Annotated in this window: 19 protein-coding genes and 1 tRNA gene; 11 read left to right on the top strand and 9 right to left on the bottom strand. The window is 48.2% G+C overall.

What is annotated here, in order from left to right:
- The first annotated feature begins 37 nt into the window (after positions 1-37).
- The 3 genes from KDW_RS15135 (at position 38) to KDW_RS15125 (ending at position 4001) form a co-directional block, all read left to right on the top strand.
- Complete coding sequence (locus KDW_RS15135) at positions 38-1564, top strand: hypothetical protein (protein ID WP_233097705.1); 1527 nt, start codon at positions 38-40, stop codon at positions 1562-1564.
- A gap of 343 nt (positions 1565-1907) precedes the next feature.
- Positions 1908-2855 (top strand): TOTE conflict system archaeo-eukaryotic primase domain-containing protein, encoded by a 948-nt coding sequence (locus KDW_RS15130; protein ID WP_151756726.1) that lies wholly within the window; start codon positions 1908-1910, stop codon positions 2853-2855.
- A 165-nt stretch (positions 2856-3020) separates the two neighbouring features.
- On the top strand, positions 3021-4001 hold the full coding sequence (locus tag KDW_RS15125) for a tyrosine-type recombinase/integrase (protein WP_151756725.1): 981 nt from the start codon (positions 3021-3023) through the stop codon (positions 3999-4001).
- 157 nt (positions 4002-4158) lie between these two features.
- Here the strand turns inward: KDW_RS15125 and KDW_RS15120 are convergent.
- Positions 4159-4235, bottom strand: a tRNA-Arg gene (locus KDW_RS15120).
- Positions 4236-4573: 338 nt separating this feature from the next.
- Here KDW_RS15120 and KDW_RS15115 point away from each other — a divergent pair.
- On the top strand, positions 4574-4801 hold the full coding sequence (locus KDW_RS15115) for a hypothetical protein (protein WP_162005253.1): 228 nt from the start codon (positions 4574-4576) through the stop codon (positions 4799-4801).
- On the opposite strand, the gene KDW_RS15110 is transcribed toward KDW_RS15115, so the two are convergent.
- Complete coding sequence (locus KDW_RS15110; RefSeq protein ID WP_151756723.1) at positions 4786-5451, bottom strand: sensor histidine kinase; 666 nt, start codon at positions 5449-5451, stop codon at positions 4786-4788. The two genes, KDW_RS15115 and KDW_RS15110, sit on opposite strands and share 16 nt — an antisense overlap.
- A gap of 2 nt (positions 5452-5453) precedes the next feature.
- Positions 5454-5636: a hypothetical protein gene (locus KDW_RS15105; protein ID WP_151756722.1), complete on the bottom strand. Its 183-nt coding sequence runs from the start codon at positions 5634-5636 to the stop codon at positions 5454-5456.
- A gap of 502 nt (positions 5637-6138) precedes the next feature.
- On the opposite strand from KDW_RS15105, the gene KDW_RS15100 reads away from it, so the two are divergent.
- From KDW_RS15100 to ftsZ, 4 genes are all read left to right on the top strand, one after another.
- On the top strand, positions 6139-6726 hold the full coding sequence (locus KDW_RS15100) for an LOG family protein (RefSeq protein WP_151756721.1): 588 nt from the start codon (positions 6139-6141) through the stop codon (positions 6724-6726).
- Positions 6727-6882: 156 nt separating this feature from the next.
- A complete protein-coding gene (locus tag KDW_RS15095) occupies positions 6883-7320 on the top strand; it encodes a response regulator (protein ID WP_151756720.1) in 438 nt (145 codons plus the stop codon).
- A gap of 102 nt (positions 7321-7422) precedes the next feature.
- On the top strand, positions 7423-7548 hold the full coding sequence (locus KDW_RS34940; protein WP_269822445.1) for a hypothetical protein: 126 nt from the start codon (positions 7423-7425) through the stop codon (positions 7546-7548).
- A 452-nt stretch (positions 7549-8000) separates the two neighbouring features.
- On the top strand, positions 8001-9500 hold the full coding sequence (ftsZ, locus tag KDW_RS15090) for a cell division protein FtsZ (protein WP_198925275.1): 1500 nt from the start codon (positions 8001-8003) through the stop codon (positions 9498-9500).
- A gap of 240 nt (positions 9501-9740) precedes the next feature.
- On the opposite strand, the gene KDW_RS15085 is transcribed toward ftsZ, so the two are convergent.
- Together KDW_RS15085 and larB are read right to left on the bottom strand one after the other, a co-directional pair.
- Positions 9741-10016 (bottom strand): hypothetical protein, encoded by a 276-nt coding sequence (locus KDW_RS15085; protein WP_162005252.1) that lies wholly within the window; start codon positions 10014-10016, stop codon positions 9741-9743.
- Positions 10017-10106: 90 nt separating this feature from the next.
- On the bottom strand, positions 10107-10979 hold the full coding sequence (larB, locus tag KDW_RS15080) for a nickel pincer cofactor biosynthesis protein LarB (RefSeq protein ID WP_151756718.1): 873 nt from the start codon (positions 10977-10979) through the stop codon (positions 10107-10109).
- 744 nt (positions 10980-11723) lie between these two features.
- Between larB and KDW_RS15075 the strand changes: the two genes are divergently transcribed.
- Positions 11724-12170: a hypothetical protein gene (locus tag KDW_RS15075; protein WP_151756717.1), complete on the top strand. Its 447-nt coding sequence runs from the start codon at positions 11724-11726 to the stop codon at positions 12168-12170.
- Positions 12171-12247: 77 nt separating this feature from the next.
- Here the strand turns inward: KDW_RS15075 and mutM are convergent, their stop codons facing one another.
- The 3 genes from mutM to KDW_RS15060 all read right to left on the bottom strand — a co-directional run bounded on the left by mutM (position 12248) and on the right by KDW_RS15060 (position 15078).
- Positions 12248-13204, bottom strand: a complete 957-nt coding sequence (gene mutM / locus KDW_RS15070) for a DNA-formamidopyrimidine glycosylase (protein WP_151756716.1) — start codon at positions 13202-13204, stop codon at positions 12248-12250.
- A 94-nt stretch (positions 13205-13298) separates the two neighbouring features.
- A complete protein-coding gene (locus KDW_RS15065) occupies positions 13299-13946 on the bottom strand; it encodes a DUF3267 domain-containing protein (protein ID WP_151756715.1) in 648 nt (215 codons plus the stop codon).
- Positions 13947-14100: 154 nt separating this feature from the next.
- Positions 14101-15078, bottom strand: a complete 978-nt coding sequence (locus tag KDW_RS15060) for a hypothetical protein (protein WP_151756714.1) — start codon at positions 15076-15078, stop codon at positions 14101-14103.
- 291 nt (positions 15079-15369) lie between these two features.
- Here KDW_RS15060 and KDW_RS15055 point away from each other — a divergent pair, with 291 nt between their 5' ends.
- Positions 15370-16284, top strand: a complete 915-nt coding sequence (locus tag KDW_RS15055) for a ribonuclease Z (RefSeq protein ID WP_151756713.1) — start codon at positions 15370-15372, stop codon at positions 16282-16284.
- Here the strand turns inward: KDW_RS15055 and KDW_RS15050 are convergent.
- The gene (locus KDW_RS15050; RefSeq protein ID WP_151756712.1) at positions 16281-17288 is read right to left on the bottom strand and encodes an alpha/beta hydrolase; all 1008 of its coding nucleotides are present in this window, start codon (positions 17286-17288) and stop codon (positions 16281-16283) included. The two genes, KDW_RS15055 and KDW_RS15050, sit on opposite strands and share 4 nt — an antisense overlap.
- Before the next feature lie 397 nt (positions 17289-17685).
- On the opposite strand from KDW_RS15050, the gene KDW_RS15045 reads away from it, so the two are divergent.
- Positions 17686-19203 (top strand): alpha/beta hydrolase, encoded by a 1518-nt coding sequence (locus tag KDW_RS15045; RefSeq protein ID WP_151756711.1) that lies wholly within the window; start codon positions 17686-17688, stop codon positions 19201-19203.
- Positions 19204-19345: the final 142 nt, after the last annotated feature.

Below are 19345 nucleotides of genomic sequence, written 5' to 3'. Positions count from 1 at the left end.
CGTTAGCAAACATGTTACAAACTGATGGGCTACCAGGGTGTTAGTTGCCAACCGCCCCTGGCGCGAACTTTCAGAGGCGGCCATCACACACCTTGTCAACACGCACACCGCTATCTATGTGCGAGATGGTCAACTGGCCCGCATTCAACGCAAAAAGGATGGTACTCCTTTTATTGATACGCTGACTGAAACGACTTTAAAAGGTATCCTCGCACGTTCTATGAATTTTGTGAAGATAAACGTAAAGGGAGCGGTTCATTGTTCTCCACCAGATGGGATGGTCAAAGATATTCTCTCACTGGGGGATTGGCCGTTTCCCGCCCTTGATGGCATCGTCGAGTTTCCAGTGTTGCGTCCAGATGGAACCCTCCTCACGACACCAGGTTATGATGAGATGACACAACTCTACTACTCACCGGTACCCTCACTCTATGTTCCATCCATTGCAGAACATCCAACGGATGAAGATGTGGTGAATGCCCTTACGCTCATCGATGAAGCCATCGGACAGTTTCCCTATGAGAACCAGGCCAGTCAAGCCAATACGATTGCGCTGCTCCTGACACCACTTATCCGCCAGGCCATTGGTGGACATGTTCCACTTGCGCTGATCGATGCGACGCGACCAGGCACCGGTAAAAGTCTCTTAGCGGAAACCGTCGCCATGATCGCCACCGGCCGCAAAGCCACCATGATGACCGCTCCCTATGGTGATGATGAATGGCGCAAATTGATTCTTTCCACGCTGGGAGAAGGTGCGACCATTATCACCATCGATAATATCAAAGGCCGACTCCAATCAGCGAGCTTAGACGCAGCGCTTACCTCGTTTACCTATGGTGGCCGTATCTTAGGAGAAAGTCGCAACGCTGCGTATCCACAACGAGCTACCTGGATGGCGACAGGCAATAACATGCAGATCGGCGGGGATCTTCCCCGTCGATGTTACTGGATACGGATGGATGCACGAACAGCCAAACCTTGGACGCGTGGTGGTTTCAAACATGATCTTGAAACCTGGGTTCCTGCTCATCGAGGTGAACTCATTGCGGCATTGCTCACGTTAATTCGTGCCTGGTATGATGCGGGACAACCACCAGCACAGGTCCCAAAGACCATGGGGAGTTTTGAGTCATGGGTGAAGACCGTTGGAGGGATCTTAGAGCGATGTTTTGTTGAAGGGTTCCTTGAGAATACCCAGGCCCTGCAGCAAGATGATGACGCCTTGCAATGGTCGGCATTTTTGCATGCCTGGCAGGCACACTACAAACAGGATCAGATCCTGTCAGCAATCTTAGCCAGGGATATCATCACAGGATCGATCTGTGATAGTGATGATGACAAGAAAGAGACGCTGGCCGCACTCTACAACGCGTTGCCTGATGACCTCACCGATATCAAGAAAGGTGACTTTAAGCGGCGCTTGGGCAAAGCCCTCTCCTATCGTGTTGGCACACAATTTGATGAGAGTGGGCTACACCTGGTCAAAGGTGATCCAGACAAACGAAGCGGTGCGGTCTACTGGTCAGTTGCGTTTCCTGAAACGATTGAAGCGGTGAGTTAGGGGGTGCTACGTGAGCGAACTGGTACGAATAAGGCACACGCTCACGCGTGGTCTTTAAAAAGGAAAACGATTGTGTGTGTGTGCCCCCCATTGTTTTCCTTCCCCTAAAAGAAAGAAAAACGCAGGTTTCCAGGTTTCCCTGGTTCAAATCTCTCAATGCGAGAAAAAACACTGAGTAAATACCCTCTCCAAGCGCTTCAAAAGCAAGCTGAGAGGGTATTTCATGTGCGTGATCCACCCAAGGGTCAGGTTTACACATACCTGTATACCTGCAAACCTGCAAAGCATCTACCGTCAACAAAAATGTCATCATTTCTTGTTACGATTTCGAGAAAGGACCCGTATGTCAATCACAACCTATCTCACCACCTATAAGAACTTGTTTGTGGGCCGTCACGATGACTATGCCATCCAACTGAGTAGCGGCCGGTATCGACGTGCGAAAGAACCACTCACCGACGTAGCAATATTCGATCACCTCCTAGGGACACGAACCTATGGGACCTATATCATGGATGCGGCTGGCAATTGTCGCTTTGCGGTGATTGACGCTGATACTGATGATGGTTTAGACAGACTCTGGCTGATCCAGGAGCAGCTGGCGACACACGGAATTATCTCTTACGTGGAACGCTCCAGGCGTGGCGGTCACCTGTGGGTCTTCTTCACGCATCCGGCTCCAGCGTCACAGGTTCGCGCCTGGCTCTTGCGGTACTGTCCATCAGATATGGAATTCTATCCAAAGCAAGATGAAGGGAATGGGTATGGATCCTTGATCCGGTTGCCTCTGGGTGTGCATCGTAAGAGTGGCCGGCGCTACCCATTCGTGGAACGTCATGGTACTGACCTGGTTACCCTGACGCTAACAGATGATCAGCGTATCGCCTGGTTTGCTTCAATCAGGCGGATGGATGTTCCCCAGCTGGTGCTGCAGCCGAAACCAACGCCAGCACGAACCACACACCAATCGTTTTCCCATCCTCAGCAGCGCACCACAAACGGACCATCACCGATCCGGCAGTGGAACGCAGAACAAGATCACTACCAGGTGATCAGCCGCTATGTCGATCTGAATGCCAACGGTGTCGGGCAATGTCCATTTGGTGACCACCACACCGGCGGCAAAGATAGCCAGGCATCATTCAAAGTGTATGAGCCTGGTGCTCCTGGTGGCTATTGCTGGTACTGCTACACCTGGCAAAAAGGCGGCTCACTCTTTGATTTTCTCAAATACTACTACCACCTGGATACCCAAGAGTTATGGCAACGAATTAAAGATGAAGCTATCTAGTGAGCCAACTATAAAGAAAAATCTGCTGTTTGCAGGTTTGTTGCAGGTTTGACAAAAATGAAACCTGCAACGTAAAGCGGCTTGTGAAGAGGGTCGCAGGTTTGCAGGTTTCAAACCCTCTCAGAAACGTGAAAAAAAATCATTTAGCAGAAAGATAGAAGCTATATGAAATTGGATAAAGCCATCAAGGGGTACTTACTTGATTGCCGAGTACGCAATCTTAGTATCAAAACGATTCAATGGTATGATCAAAAACTGCACTTCTTTGCACATTGGCTTGATGAGGATGAAGATATTCAGGAGATACGCGATATCACCATTGCCCATCTACGTGCATTTATATTGCATCTTCAAACAATTCAAGTTGGTCGCAGAACAATTAATAAAGGGGAAGATACAACACAGGTATCACCTCTCACATCTAAAGGTTATGTACAGGTTATTAAGGGATTCTTCACCTGGTGTGAATTAGAGGAGATTATAGAGAAGAACCCATCCAAGCGTTTGAGCCTTCCTACAGTGCCTGACTATCTGATACCAACTTTTACGCATGAACATATCAGGCTTATGCTCGACTCCTGCGATCTCACGAACAAGCTAGGCCAGAGAGATCGTACCATCATGTTGGTCTTATTAGAAACTGGCATTCGTGTCTCTGAGCTTTGTGGCATGCGGATACAAGATATCCATGATGATTATATTCGCGTCGTTGGTAAGGGCATAAAGGAACGAGAGGTTGGAATTGCTCCAGCCGTCAGTAAACAACTGTGGAAGTACATCAATCAATATCGCACCCCAACCAAAATCGACGATCCACGTGTTTTCATCAACCGATATGGACGGCATCTTACACCCAGTGGCGTGGAGCAACTGCTGATCGATATAAAAGAGCGGGTTGGTATTACTGGTGTCCGTGTATCGGCACACACCTTCAGACATACCTTTGCCTGTATGTACCTGGAGCAAGGTGGCGAGATTTATAAGCTCTCTCGACTGATGGGACACAGCAGTGTAGAAGTGACCGAGGAATACCTGAAAAACTTCAATATCAGAGCGGCCCGCAGAGAATACGATAAGTTCTCCCCGGTGTCAAATTTAGACCTCCTGGCGAAGAAGAAAAGTAGGCGCAAACCTGCTTCTAATTGACATAATGGGGATGTTTTCATGTCCAGAAATGCCGTTTCCGACACTCGGTCTACCCCAAAAAAGGGCAAAAAACACCCCTAAAGCTGTACTTTTCTGTTATCAGCTTTAGGGGTGTAAATCGGCTTGTAGAGAGGCTTTAGTGCTTGCATTCTCTAGCTGGCGCGCCCAGAGAGATTCGAACTCCCGACACTCGGTTCCGAAGACCGATGCTCTAATCCGCTGAGCTATGGGCGCAACACGATTAATGTAGCATACCTCTACCTGGTTGTCAATAGTTTGAACGTGGTCTTCTTGCTCAGCTTTACCGGGCCATTACGAGCTTACACCAGTACTAAACTCCTGCTTTGACACACTATGACACACGGCACTCGTAATAACATTTATACATGGGAATATCTACTGAGCGTGCGAACAATTTGAGGTTCCTCTTTCTAGCTGTGACCCACTTCAATGTTGAACTCTATGGTCCTTTTTATGACGTTATTATTGAAACTCTGTGTCATTAATGACAGTGAAGGATGATTGTCATCATGATCCGGATGAGCCGGGGTAGTGCGAGGTTCACAACAATTATGAAAACTCTTTATTGCACAACAATTACCTCACGTGCGTTGCAGCTAATTCGCAGCTATGAGGGTGATGTGAGTGGATGTGAGGCGGTGCTTTGCCATTATATTCATGAGGAGCCAAGCCGGGATAAATATGGGCGCGTGGTTGAGAATGCTTTTAAGATTTTTTTTCCTAATAGCGAGGCTATCTGCTATACGCTTTCGGGTGAAATTTCTTATGTGCTGGCATAATTCTGGTCAACAGGTAGGGTGAACCAGGCGGTACTGCCTTCGCCTGGCTTGCTCTGCATTCCAACCTGGCCATGGTGCTGCTCGATCAGGGTCTTACTGATATATAAACCTACTCCCAGGCCTGAACCATACCCGCCATATTTGTGCGCCCCTGCTCCACGAGAAAAACAATCCCAGATATGCTCAAGTTGCTGGCTCTCTATTCCTACACCGCTATCCCGTACAAAGCAGTAAGCCAGGGTATCGGTATGCTGTATATCAATAGGTGTATCGGCAGAGGAGTATTGACTGGCATTGGTCAGATAATGGATGATTACCTGTTCAATCTTCAGTGCATCAACGTTGACAGGTATAACTAAAGATTCTGGCAGGCCAAGCCGTATCTCGCGCTCATTGGCTCTGGTTGAATAGGAGAAAACGGCCTGCCTGACCAGGTGCACGAGGTCGCATGGCATGGGATATATTTCCATTTTCTCGGTCTGGATGCGGGAAACATCTAAGAGATTGCTCAGCAACGTGTTCACACGATCCACTTGCTGATTGATTACCTGTAGTAAAGCTCCCTCAGCCAGATAATCAGGTAATACTTCGGGCTGCTGACGATGTCGCAAGAGATGGCGTTCGGTAAGTTGGACATTGCCTTTAATCACGGTCAGGGGGTCTTTAACTCATGGACGAGGTAGGACAGCAGTTCATCCATACGCTGATGAAATGACTCCTCTGACTCCTCGTCTGAAGGAGCGGCCGCTCGTTTCAGCCGCGCGAGCCGATCATTTTTGGTTGGTGCAGGACTCACCTGCACTTCAGGATCCTGCGCTGGCTTTTTTCTTTTCATCCACGTGACCTCCCCACAACAACACTCTCGTGATCCTTCAATCTACAATCAACCAACCACCATAAAAACTATAAGAAGTACCTGGCTTTGTTCGGGCAAAGATCTGACAATATTTCACGTATTGTATCTTCTTTCATTTTACACTGTCAATATATACATTACTATCATCAAAACAGGGTAGAGAGAAAAACAGGGGATAAATGTCCATCTGTTTTTTGTTTGTTGAGTGATGCTTTATGGAAGAAGGATCTGGATGAATATGGGATAGGAATATTGTCCCTCTGGCCAGCAGAGCAATATCATCATCAAATCAGACACGGCCTTGTTTTAGCAGAAAAGATAACTTTCCAATCTGGTCAATACAATGTACAATAAAGCATCGATATCCCGATGGATATAATTACAGATCAATAAAAATATTCACAATCTGTCAGATTAGTGGTCTCTATTATTATGTATAGCATATAATTCTGTAATGTATTTATGAGGAAGGGAATTTGAGATGAGGCGTATTTGTGTCTTTGCTGGATCAAATCCTGGCGTACGGCCCGAATTTGCTCAAGCGACACGTGATCTTGGGCAGGAGTTAACGGTCCGTGGCATAGGCCTGGTCTATGGCGGAGGAAGCCTGGGATTAATGGGCACACTGGCTGATGCAACACTGGCAGCAGGGGGCGAGGCAATCGGGGTTATCCCCGGCGGCCTTTTTCAGCGTGAAGTTGCCCATCAACATTTAACGAAATTATATACCGTCAAGAGCATGCATGAGCGTAAAGCATTGATGGCGGATCTGGCCGATGCTTTTATCGCTCTTCCCGGAGGCTTCGGGACCTTCGATGAGCTTTTCGAGATTGTGACATGGGCTCAGATTGGTATCCATACCAAACCAATTGGTCTGTTGAATGTTACTCATTTCTTTGATCCTTTACTCTCGTTAGTTACCCATGCATCTACTGAAGGTTTTATCAGTCCATTTCATGCTCAGCTATTGCTTCAGGCAGCAACGCCTGCCGCGCTACTAGCTATCCTGCATGCGTATACACCGCCCGCACAGCAATCTAAATGGACAGAGCTTCCGCCAGAGCGATAATTAAGATAGGAGAGAGTAGAATGTGAGTAGGAGAGTTCCATTGTTTTCGCGACAATTGCATCTCTCGCACGTCACTAATTTTACCCGACAACCGTTACAGTAAGGTATAACACTATATTCGCATCTTAACTATCGCATGCGGAAAAGGAGTTCATCATGCCACGAGAGGTCATTCCGCCAGCGGCTCAGGGCCCACGGAATCCCACAATTTTAATTGTCGAAGATGATGCAGATATTGCTGAATTTCTGCAACAATTGATTGAAGAGGAGACGCCCTATCATACCACGGTCATTGATAATGGTCAGACGGCCTTAGAACAGGCAACAACAATCCGACCTTGTTTGATGTTACTGGATTATCGCTTACCAAAATTAAATGGTCTGGAACTTTATGATCTGCTCCAGCGTAAAGAAGAGACCAGAGGCGTCCCGGCAATCATGATGAGTGCAACGTTACCCGTCAAAGAATTGGAACAGCGCGGCATCTATCAGATCCGCAAACCAATGGATATCGGCAGTGTTATTCGTATGATTACACACGCGCTGGCAACTTTTGAGGAAAAACGTCTGCAAGAACAGTACAATTATCCCTAAAGATTGCCGCGCTAACACCTCATCTGGAGATTTTGATACAATAAGAATATTCCATACGGCATGTCTATGGTCTAGATCCCACAGTTCAGGAGGATATGTATCGTGGCCAACAAAGAACAGAAGAAGGTGCAGAAAGCAGCCCCTAAGTCTAATAAGCAGAAAAAAGAAGCCCAGCGTGAGAAGAAAGCTTCTAAAGCAGGTCCATCTCTCTCACTTAAAAAGGATTAAAATCTTTTTTGCCTGTTACCTGATAGATAGATGTTATGCAGATAAAAACAGGATCTATAACATCTATCTATCAATTTTTTTCTGTTCCAGATGAAACATTATCCCGTCCAGAACAGAAAAAAGATATCACTTTTTCCTGTTTGATTCGTTATTCTATATAAGAGGCAAGCGACCACGGTGGCATGAGAATACTCCCAGACACATTATATGACTTGACACTCTTGTTACAATGCGGATGGAATGCTTTTATTGCGTCAGGTACCCTCGATAAAAGGCGAAGCCTGTATTATATCCTTACACAGATATCCAATATATGTATATTTTTTATTGTTGTAGGATAGAAACGTCTTCTGGAACCTGACCAGCCTCAAAGAAAATATACCAGCAAACAGGATGGTACGCGGCGATAAGCAACGTGCCGTCTGTTTCTATGAGAGGAAATGGGGGTGTGCATGCAACCAAAATCAAATAATGCATACAAACGCACTAAGGCCTCGGAAAAGGCAATGAAGCAGGCCAGAAATGAACCGGACGTGTATAAAGGAGAGGATCAGCCCTCACAGTCACAATGGAATCAACGCTCTACTGATAGCGATACCCTTGCACCCGGGTCCGCTTTTGATTTCAGCACCGCAGAGGATGCTCCACACCATGTGGATATTGTGGTAGTCGGCGTTGGTGGCGGTGGCATGAATGCCATTAATCGAATGATTCATACTCATGTCCGTGGCGTGCGCTTCGTCGCCTTGAATACTGACGCTCAGGTACTGGCATTGTCGCAGGCCCCCAATCGTATCTGTCTCGGCCAGCATCAGACCAAGGGACTGGGTGCGGGCGGCAATGCAACTGTAGGGATGCGTGCTGCTACTGAGAGTGCCACTGAGATTGAGGCCGCACTGGGCAAGGCCGATCTGGTTTTTATTGCGGCAGGTATGGGTGGTGGTACCGGGACGGGAGCGGCTCCGGTTGTTGCTTCAATCGCCAAAAAGTTAGGTGCACTGACAGTTGGTATTGTCACCTTGCCTTTTACCTTTGAAGGTTCACGCCGACGCCGAATTGCTGAACAGGGTCTGGCAGAGTTAAGTGCCGAGATCGATGCCCTCATTACGGTTCCTAATGATCGCCTGCTGAATACCGTGGCCCGTGATCGCAACCTGGCCGATGCGTTTAAAGTGGCGGATGATGTGCTGCGCCAGGGCGTCCAGGGTATCGCTGAAGTCATCAATGTACCCGGTATGATTAATGTGGATTTTGCCGATGTACGCAGCGTATTATTAGAAGCCGGCACGGCCTTAATGAGTATTGGACAGGGGTCGGGACACGATCGTGCGGAACGCGCTGCAGATGAAGCTATTGCTGGTGGCTTCCTGAATGTCACTATTCGTGGTGCTAAACGCGTCTTATTCAATATCAGTGGCGGCGAGGATATGACGTTATTTGAAGTGAATGAAGTCGCTGAACGGATTGGAGCGGCCATTGATGATGCCGCGGATATTATTTTTGGTGCAGTCATTGATCCCGCGCTCAACGATACCATTCGCGTGACACTGATCGCGGCAGGAATGGAAGATTTGCATAACTCACGCCAGGATCGACACTACACATCCCAGGCGCAACCAGGACGGGTTTCTCCTTCTGGCATGTCTCCAACAAGTCGACCTGCTACTTCAACCAGTGGTATGGAGAATAGCGGACATGCTCCACAGCAGCCATTTCTGCCACGTACTGCCCCGCAGGCACAACCAGCGTCCCCTCCACTCACACGCATGCCTCCACCATTACACTCAGCAGTTGCACTACCTCCAGGACAATCTGGGCGACCGCAACGCAGCCTGGATGATCTACGTGGTATTCGCGGCATGGGTCAACGGCAGATGCCAGCCTACAATCAGATAACAGATGGTGCCAATAAGCCTGTCCAACAACCATTTATGACATATTATGAGGATTAGGACTGGCCGTTAGCGATTACAAGGGGTAATAAGTAGCATATTCGATAACCGGTATGTATAAAGATAAAGACCGCAATCCACCCGTTCCTTCCTTCTCATATGTAAGGTCCAACAGCGGCGGGATGCGGTCTCTTCTTAATTGGAAAGCAACTTTGTCGTCAGGACAGTACTCCCGACTCAACAGAACCTTTCAGGAACCAGGAGGAAAGGGACCGCAGAGAGGGGATAGGTCCCGGCAAATTACTCCTCCTGATTTTCTGCAGGAGTGCGGCCACGCTCGCCGCCCTTCTTTCCAATCCGTGAGTAGAACTCGGAACCTTGCTGACGCTTGGTCGACTCGCCACCCTTCTTGCCAATCTCAGCATAGAATTTTGGCCCGCGTTTCTCTTTCACGGTCTCGCCACCCTTCTTGCCAATTTTGGAGTAGAATTCTGGACCATATTTTTCGCGTACAGCCTGGCCACCATGCTTGGCTTTTTGTGATCCCGGTTCAGGCCCACGTTTATTATTTGCCATAGAAAGTCCCGCCTCTCTTAAACTTCGTACCCACATTTACCCAACATTTAGCGGTGAGACATTCTACATTCAGAACATCTCGCTGCTTCCCTACTGCGACTGATGTTCACGCGCCTGCGCCACACGATTGGCAATCAGCGCCGCCGTGATACCCGCGCCAACACCGTTGTCGATGTTGACGACTGAAAGTCCTGGCGCACACGTTTGCAACATCGTAAGCAATGCGGCAACCCCGTTACCGCCCAGACCATAACCAATCGAGGTTGGTAACCCGATCACTGGAACTGGCACCAGTCCTGTAACAACTGAAGGTAAAGCTCCATCCATACCTGCAGCGACGATAATCACATCTACCTCTTGCGCGAGCAGTTCACGCAATGGTCCAAACAGGCGATGCAAGCCTGCAACCCCGACATCGTAGATAGTTGTGATCCGGCATCCCATCTCTTCCGCGATGAGGGCCGCTTCTTCCGCTACTGGAATATCCGAAGTACCGGCACTAATCACACCAATATGACCACCGGTCTGCTTCCGTATATAGTCAGGACGATAGATAACCATGGCACGAGCAGCCGCAAGCGTACGAACCGTGTATGCTTGAAACTCTGTCTGGAGAGGAAGGATGGACTCTGGACGCAAGCGACTAATGATGGCACGCCCGGTCCCCTCTAAAAGTCCATGCGCCATTGAAATGATTTGCGCCGTTTCTTTGGTAGCCCCCAGAATGACCTCAGGAGCTCCTTTCCATTGCTCACGCCCAGGATCAGGACGGGTATGGATGACAGAAGATTGTCCAATCTGTGCATTCGGTGGTGCCGTTTGCTGTGCCTCCGTAGTATCAATAGAACCGGCCGATTTCAATCCTTGCTCAGCTTGTCCTGTTTGTGATGTACTGTGCCCGAATGGTTCCTTACCGAGCAATTGATCAAAAAGTTCGAATTGTCTATCAATTTCGTGATTCACAAAAATACCACCTCATATTTATCTTTGCACGCATGACTATTCTTCTCGATCCTCCCCCCATCATCAATTGCCACTCCTCCGGTATATATGAAACAGAAAATTCTTCTTTCATCCATTCAACGCGCTCGTAGCGACCGCTAACAATGAGCGCAGGTCAAATGTCCAGAAGCGTCAGACATACCCGGAGGCATGTTTGTGCCTGCCTGTCCGACAGTACGCAAGAGCAACGACAAGGAAGACCTCGGTGAATAACAATCAAACCGTGAAGTATAGATACATACGTGTCTCAATAATTCTACTGAGAAGGTACGCACTATCTGTTTGGTCTTGTCTTGCCATCTTCTACTTACTTCGCATGTATTGTAACATTATGGGAGGGGAAACGTCAATCAAAAAGCAATGACGCTTCATCCCCGTGCGTGCATTGACGAGGATTTCTCGCTTCATAATACCAAAGTCCAACTTTTTCAGCAAGCCCACTACATATAAATAGCTATACCTGTCTTTACTACATTAAGGGTATTTAGATGAAAGCAGGCACCGTATAAAAAAATGTTACCAGGCCATACGTCCTGGTATGCTATCACAGCTATGATATACTATAGGTGATTCCCTGGGGGAGCCACCATATCTATAACTATGCGCAAAGTATGCATAGCATACTCCTGACAATGTATTGTAATGTTTCGGGGACACCGTAGAAATTCATTTTTGAGTGTTATGAAAAAAACGTATTTATGTTTAATGAGCACACTGCTCCTGACAATACTGCTCTCTGTCTCTGCTTGTGGCCCCTCGATTGAGGTGAATAAGCCCAAGCCACAGCCAACCGTGACGATAAAGAAGTCTTTCCAGCAAGGGGTGACCGGGGTCCCCAAACTTCCATCGTATCTGTGTGGTGCCTGGTCATCGGCGAATAATCCTGGCGCATATAGTGTGATCAGTATTTACGCTCGATTGACTCAGAATGTAAAACCAGTCGTCGGCATGTCAGCCCAGGCGACCGCCCACTTTAAGTATGGGGATGTCAATCTGGATCAAGCTCCGGTTAGCGATAGCGGTGGCTATGTAATCTTTTACTTGCCACTGCAAGGACAACAACCCCGCCTCTCGGCTGCCACGGTAGATGTGTCATTTAATGTCAATGGCAAGACGATCCGTTGTAGTCCCGCCTTCTTTACTCCACAATAAACATTTCAGAACAAACCATAAAGCAGAGTGCCTGCCTCCTTCTTCATAACATACCAGAAGGAAGCAGACACTCTGCTTTATGGGACAGCGATAACCACATCCCCGGTCTGAACTGGAGCAGGCTGACAGGTAGGACATAGGTGGGCGCTACGCTGGGCAATGACCATGCGCTCAATCAGCGTTCCACACCGCCTACATGGCTTGCCCTCCTGATGATAGACCTGTACATGGTTATAATTATCCCCGGCTTCACCCCAGAGATCCCGATAATCGTTAAAGGAGGTACCACCATGCTCAATACCACGCCTCAGCACGGTGATGATGCCTTCATGCAGGAGCTGAATTTCATTCGGCATCAAACTCTCAGCACGCCGTAATGGATGAATATATGCGTAAAACAATGCTTCATCCGCATAAATGTTGCCCACACCGGCCACAACCGTCTGATCCAATAACACCTGCTTGATCACGGTCCTCCGCCCTGCCAGTGACCGGCTAAAGCGTTCCAGCGAGAAATCCTCCTCCAGCGGCTCAGGACCTAATCCTTTCAGAGCCTCCTGCTCCTGCTCCTGCGGCCATAATCCAACCTTGCCAAATTTGCGCGGATCAGTAAAGAGCAGGCATCGTCCATCTTCAAAGACAAAACAGACACGACAATACTTAAGCTCGGAACTATAGGTAGCAGCACCATCCTCAGCCTCGACATAAAAGGTGGGTCCCTTCGTATTCCAGGTAGCAGGATCTTGTTCCCGTAGACTGGTATCCAGCCTCCAACCGGGAGACAACAATAAGAAGTTACCGGTCATGCGCCGATGGATACTGAGGAATAGTCCACCACTCAGATCTAATAACAAAAACTTTCCTCGCCGCCGCACCGCCTCGATACGTCGACCGGCCACTTCAGCAAGAAAATCGGGAGCAGCAGGATGACTGATGGTGCGCTCCCAGAAGATGTGCGCCTCGCGTATCGTCGCCCCTACCACTGATGCACGCAATTGCCGTGCGGTATACTCAACCTCTGGTAACTCTGGCATAATTTTCCGTTTCCATCTTCATAAAAATCTGATCGGGTTGCTACAGATCGTAATCCTTCGTGGCATTGTCACTTTATTGTACTTAGTGTAGTTTTCAATCCGCGCTTCCGTCAAGTTGCCAGGCAGTGTAGCCAACCTCTGTGTCTTCGATCAGAACTGAGGCGGGCTGACGCGCAATGCGCTGTGCAACCAGTACGTCTCCAGCGGCGCCTGAAAAGTTGCCGGTTAATGCAAACAACAGATAGGAAGCAGGACCTGGAAACAGCAGGGTCACAATGATACCAGATATGGTAAGAATAAGCAGGGGAGCCAGACCAACCACCAGATAGTGATTGCGTCGGAAAAGTTGTTGACGGGCACCACAATACAGTGCCAGAGGCAATTTAGCACCAAAGTGCGGGGTTCCACCCCACAAAGCAAAGAAGGCGCCGTGAATAGCTTCATGCACGCATAAGATCAGCACATAGCCAACAATGTTCAGAATGATCCAACGAATACTCCCACCCACCGAAGGCTCGGACCACCAGCGCTGATAGTGCCAGTAATAGGAGAGCAGGTCCAACGCCAGAAAAAAAAGGCCTCCGCCCAGCAGCATTTTGAAACTGAGGAGTGCCAGTGGACGAAGCTGTTGTTCTTCCAATAAGGCCAGCTCTTCTTTTTTGTGCAGTTGGCCTGCGTTGATCAGAGCCTGTTGTTCATTGCGCCGCTGCGGATTAAATCGATCAACAAGAAACAATGTCATAGCAAAAAATATCCTCTCGCTTCAGCTATGATACCACATCATCATCCCGGAAAAAGCATCCAAGCGAGAGGTTGAGAGAAACGCTACAGCTAAAATCGTTTAAGCATAACTAGCCACGTTCACGATGGCTTTTCAATTACAGGTAGTTACACATTTAACCGGTTCTGTTTTCAGGCGGAAAATCTAATAAAGATGATTCTATTTGTTGCCATTCAAGCTGCTCAGCTTCAGGACTCGCCAGGCGCTTCTCAGATCTGGATGAATCTTGCATCAGTTTAAGGACGCGTTGACGAAAGCCGTCAAAGAAGGTTTGCTGACGCTTTTGTGGCGGCATAATGTGTAAAGCGATCTTTTCTGGATCATAAAATTCGTCAGGATTAAAGGCGAGCGCGACAAGGTTGGTGTAGCCTCGTACCAGCGAGAGACGCGCTTCTGGAGCAAAATAATCGATCTGGGTGCTTGAAAGCAAGAGGCAGCCAGCTACACGACAGGCGTGCATAATCGGACAGGCCACAGCACTAACTTCGTGCTCAACCTGATAGGCAGGTAAAAATGTCTTGTTCGCGCGTAGATCTCCAATATGCTCCAGTCGACATGAAACGGTGACGTGTCCAGCCAGCGATTCCGCGCCCAATAAAAGAGCTTTTTCTTCCAGATCTCCGCCCCAGGGGGGCGTCCCTAAGCCAACGCTTTCACGCAAACTACGGATCTTGCCATCACGTGGCGGCATACAGCGCACCACTGTGATCGCCAGGCCCACACCTTCGGGATCCAATTGCCGCAATGCTTGCTGTAAGACCAGACGAGTAATAGACCAGAAGCGTAGTAAATCCGGAATACTTGCTCGGGCGTCCAGAACTTCCATGATAAATTTGTAGGGTATCTCTTGCTCGGATGTATCGATCTCGAAATCAGAAACATCTGATGAGTATTTCTCTAGCAAGGACTGCAGCTGGTTCCGTTGTTGTTTTGGGATAGAACGCAGTAACTGGCGCATATTATGAGGCCGTGGAGATGACTCACCACTAACCCAGCGACTCAAGGTCACAGAATGTACCCCGATCTCGGTCGCAATTCGGTCGCGTTCAGATGCGTTACTGATAATACTTCCTAGAAATTCACGCCAATCCATGGCGCCTCCATAGATCTCTTTTTAAACGCAGAAACGATCAAAAGCTAGCATCCCCGGACTCATAATAGCAGATGAGATTAAAAATGTCAAAGAATATACACAAAGTGATATTAAATGTTTCGCGCTAACCTGAAGAGTTTACATGATCAGCTTCAAACTGGCCGCTTTTATTTCTCTGCCTATCCATGATATGATGGGCACTGAGGACAAAGCACTGCCGCCACTGCTGGGAAGCGTTGTCACTTGTGATTTTTGAGCGGATGATTTCTACGAGTAGACGAAGGATAAGTGATGATCGATATTTGTATCTTAGGTACCTGTGGGATGATGCCCCTGCCAGGCCGCTGGCTTTCTTGCGCCCTGGTGCGAAATGGTTCAACACTGACATTGTTTGATTGTGGAGAGGGTACCCAGGTTCCCTGGAAAAGCGTCGGTTGGGGCTTTCGTCAACTTGGCGCCATCTGCTTTTCACATATGCATGCTGATCATGTGGCTGGCTTACCCGGTGTCCTCTTTATGGTTGCTCATGCAGGACGAACAGAGCCTGTACATATTTATGGTCCTGCTGGCACTGGCTATGTCATCGAAGGATTACGCAGGATTGCACCCGAGTTGCCATATCCGCTGCTTATTCATGAGCTAAAAGGTGATGAACACTTCGAGCTACCTGGTGGATTACAAGCAAGCTGTGCTCCTGCCTCGCATGGAATACCCTGCCTCGCCTATCGCGCCGATTTGCCCAGGCGTCCTGCATTCCAGGCAGAAAAAGCGCAGAGCCTGGGACTTCCAGTACAGTTGTGGTCCAGGCTTCAACGTGGAGAGACGCTGGAGTTCAATGGCCAGACTATCTTGCCGGAACAGGTGCTAGGGGAGCCCAGGCGCGGTATCTCATTTGCCTATGTTACGGATACCCGGCCCACTCCAACCTTGAACAAGTTGGTCGAGGATGTAGACTTGCTCATCTGTGAGAGTATGTATGATAATCCTGAGGATTTACCACTGGCAAAGGCCAATGCCCATATGTATGCAGAAGAGAGTGCTGGAATAGCGAAAGCGGCTGGAGCGCATCAATTGATCCTGACCCATTTCAGTCCCAAGATCAATGATCCACGCCAGGCGGAGAAAGCGGCGCGCACGGTATTTGCAAACACGCGCGCCGCTAAGGATGGTCTGGTGGTCTCGCTCGACTTTGATAATACGCGCTAAATGGCTTCAGACAACGACGTTGGACCCTCAGATTGTGCGTCCGTGTCAGTATCTGGACTGACTGGTGTTCGCTGCCTCAGGTACACATCAAAAAACTCGTTCACCCGACGCATATACTCGACCCGATCAAAGAAGTAGGCACCACAATGCTCTACATCCTGTACCAGCCAGAGTTCCCTGGGCTCACCCGCTGCCTTGTACAAAAGGGGTGCATCATGGGGATCCACAATAGTGTCTTTCATACCATGTATAATCATGACAGGTCGGGGAGAGATACGCGCAATATCACGTAAAGGCTCGACTTGATTAAAACGATAACCCGCACGCAACCAGAGAATTAAATCAGTGACCCATTCAAAAATGATAAAGGGCAGATGTAGCGTTCGGCTGACTGCAAACTCAACCACACGACGATGGGTCGCAAAGGCACTATCGGCAACCAGGGCCTCAATCTCAGGAGATCGAGCTGTACCCATAATGGAAACCGCTGCACCCATAGAATAGCCAACGGCTCCCAGCCGTGCTTCAGGAGCACGCTGCTTTGCATAAGCGACAGCGCCAAGGAAATCATTAATTTCACGATATCCCAGGGTAACTGGCATACCTACAACGGTACCATGCCCATAATACTCAAAAACCAGCACATTATGACCAGCTTTCCACAAGAGGGCACAGAGTCCTAACACATCTGACCGGCTGCCGCGATATCCAGGCGAAACCACAATAGTAGTCGTAGCCCCAGGATGAGGAACATACCAGCCATTCACCTGATAATCATTATGCAAAGAAGGAAATGTCACATCCTCTGCGGGAATCCCTAATTCAAAAGGGCTAAAGGTATAGAGTGCAAACGTGGCCAGCCGCTTTGGACGGGTCAGTGTTTCAACAATATAAAGACCAACACCGATAATTACCGCCAGAATTCCGGCGCTTCCGCCCAGACTTCCCCATAATAAGCTCTTCAATGAAGGGCGGGGATATCTTACGTTCGTTCGTTTGAACATAAAAATCCACAACCTTTCTAGTATAAAAATTTTTTTCACTATCTATAACAACAAAAATTTCTTGCGTTATATGCCCGCAATTTTACTATTTATAATTCCAACCATATCACTACTTAGCGGATACACAACAGGGCATTTAACTAAAATGTTCGCTATGATCATCCAAAATCATCTATCAATGAGTGAAAGCTTAACCAGACAGAGACAAGGCATAGATATTTCGTCCCTCTTGACCAGGCTGATAGAGAAATTTTCAGACCTTCTATCGTATAATACGGTGGAAGAACAAAAAGGGCAGCTAGTTCTCCCTCACTCGGATAAGTAGTACCATCATTACGTAGCCGAGGCTTAGACAAATGAGAGGTGCTCTTTGGAGAGCTTGTAGAAATAAGCAATAATGAAACAGAAACAAATCTTTACTCCCCGATGGCAGCACAATAAGTGGCTGATCCCAATTCTATGGTTTTTCGTCTCTTTCCTTGTGGCCTTGCTGAGTGGCTTTTTCCTCTTCAGACATACTGTATACGATGAGCTAACAGCAACCCTTATTACCACAAGCCTGGATGCTATGCGCTCCCAATTGATTGCCGCCCTCCTGCTTACAGCGCTAGCAGCAATAATAGGCGCCCTGCTTACCAATCGCAAAATGGGTGCAGTACTCGGTGCAACCGTTGTGTTTATACTGAGATATATGATTACTTTTATTCAAACCGAGTTGATTCCTGTGACTGACGCAGGTGGACATATTAAGCCACTCCAACCTGACGCGCTGAACCATACCACTCTGATGATGGGAGCACTGGCTATTCTCAGTGCATTTATCGGTAGCGCCATCGGGGCCTCCCTCTATGAGATCTTTGTTAAGCCCCCGGCTCTATTGATACATAACATCTGGCAACACTATGTCAACAAACAAGATCTGAGTGCTCAGACAACCCATAGCATGAGCATTCAAGGCAACATCCAACGCTGGCATCTTGAGCGCTGGATCGCCCTCTTCATTATGATCGGGCTTTTTTTCCTGGCCAGCCAATCGGGTAACCTGTTTATTATTTCTCCTGATGCAGATCTTCATAGCGCTCCCCTGGTCGGTACCGCCAATAGCGATGTTCCAGCATTTGGCCACACCCAGATCCTCAAGGTGCGCAGCAAACTCCTGGGCAATCGCATGCGGCAGTTTGAGATTTATCTCCCACCTTCCTATAATACCGCTGTAGGAAAAAATAAGCGCTATCCAACCGCATATCTTTTACATGGTTCACCAGGTCAACCTGTCGATTGGATCATTGCTGGCAAAGCGGCTGAATCGGCCGATACGCTGATCGACACAAAAAAAATATCCGAATTGATCCTGGTCATGCCGGATGGCAATGGTGCCCCTGGTGCAACCAGTGAATGGGGAAATAGTGGCAATGGTAAACAGCCCATCGAGGATTATGTCTCCAAAGAGCTCGTCAAATATATTGATCAGCACTATCGCACCATCCCTGATGCCGATCACCGGGCTATTGGTGGCTTATCTATGGGCGGCTTCGGCGCCATGAATATTGCGATCCACCATTATGATGTCTTTCACTGGGTAGTTGCACTGGGTGGCTACTATAAAGCAGATGGCACGATCTGGGGTCCCAGTCAGGCGTATCGCCAGTATAATAGTCCAATTATACAGATTGGTCGCCAGCCTCAAGCACAAAAGTTACATATGTTCCTGGGTGACGCCACTGAGGACAAAGCTTTCTATTCAGGAATGTTACGCTATGCTCAGGTAGTACATAAATTGCACGTGAATTATTTGATGGTCACTGAACATGGTGGCCACTCCTGGAAAGTCTGGACGGATCAGATGTATAAAGCATTCACCTGGATTAGCTGGGGCCCACTCCATCAAGCACCTAAGGCGGTAAAAAAGTCCTGAGCAAACACGAATACTCTACATATACCAGGCATCATTGGTAGCAAGCATAAATATGCAAGCACCAATGGTGCCACTTTTTTGTGTGTGTGCAAGCCTGTGTATGGTAGCGATTATTATGTTACATACATTGGCTTCACCTGGC

The sequence above is a fragment of the Dictyobacter vulcani genome (assembly GCF_008974265.1).
Taxonomy (GTDB): Bacteria; Chloroflexota; Ktedonobacteria; order Ktedonobacterales; family Ktedonobacteraceae; genus Dictyobacter; species Dictyobacter vulcani.
This window is presented reverse-complemented; position numbering and strand designations above follow the sequence as displayed.

Excerpts from the sequence above, each read along its gene's own strand:
- KDW_RS15105 (WP_151756722.1), bottom strand. The coding sequence starts at position 5,636 with ATGAAAAGAAAAAAGCCAGCGCAGGATCCTGAAGTGCAGGTGAGTCCT.
- KDW_RS15050 (WP_151756712.1), bottom strand. The coding sequence starts at position 17,288 with ATGTTCAAACGAACGAACGTAAGATATCCCCGCCCTTCATTGAAGAGC.
- KDW_RS15075 (WP_151756717.1), top strand. The coding sequence starts at position 11,724 with ATGAGCACACTGCTCCTGACAATACTGCTCTCTGTCTCTGCTTGTGGC.
- KDW_RS15065 (WP_151756715.1), bottom strand. The coding sequence starts at position 13,946 with ATGACATTGTTTCTTGTTGATCGATTTAATCCGCAGCGGCGCAATGAA.
- KDW_RS15095 (WP_151756720.1), top strand. The coding sequence starts at position 6,883 with ATGCCACGAGAGGTCATTCCGCCAGCGGCTCAGGGCCCACGGAATCCC.
- KDW_RS15045 (WP_151756711.1), top strand. The coding sequence starts at position 17,686 with ATGAAACAGAAACAAATCTTTACTCCCCGATGGCAGCACAATAAGTGG.
- KDW_RS15055 (WP_151756713.1), top strand. The coding sequence starts at position 15,370 with ATGATCGATATTTGTATCTTAGGTACCTGTGGGATGATGCCCCTGCCA.
- KDW_RS15125 (WP_151756725.1), top strand. The coding sequence starts at position 3,021 with ATGAAATTGGATAAAGCCATCAAGGGGTACTTACTTGATTGCCGAGTA.
- KDW_RS15115 (WP_162005253.1), top strand. The coding sequence starts at position 4,574 with ATGAAAACTCTTTATTGCACAACAATTACCTCACGTGCGTTGCAGCTA.
- KDW_RS15085 (WP_162005252.1), bottom strand. The coding sequence starts at position 10,016 with ATGGCAAATAATAAACGTGGGCCTGAACCGGGATCACAAAAAGCCAAG.
- KDW_RS15060 (WP_151756714.1), bottom strand. The coding sequence starts at position 15,078 with ATGGATTGGCGTGAATTTCTAGGAAGTATTATCAGTAACGCATCTGAA.
- mutM (WP_151756716.1), bottom strand. The coding sequence starts at position 13,204 with ATGCCAGAGTTACCAGAGGTTGAGTATACCGCACGGCAATTGCGTGCA.
- KDW_RS15100 (WP_151756721.1), top strand. The coding sequence starts at position 6,139 with ATGAGGCGTATTTGTGTCTTTGCTGGATCAAATCCTGGCGTACGGCCC.
- KDW_RS15130 (WP_151756726.1), top strand. The coding sequence starts at position 1,908 with ATGTCAATCACAACCTATCTCACCACCTATAAGAACTTGTTTGTGGGC.
- ftsZ (WP_198925275.1), top strand. The coding sequence starts at position 8,001 with ATGCAACCAAAATCAAATAATGCATACAAACGCACTAAGGCCTCGGAA.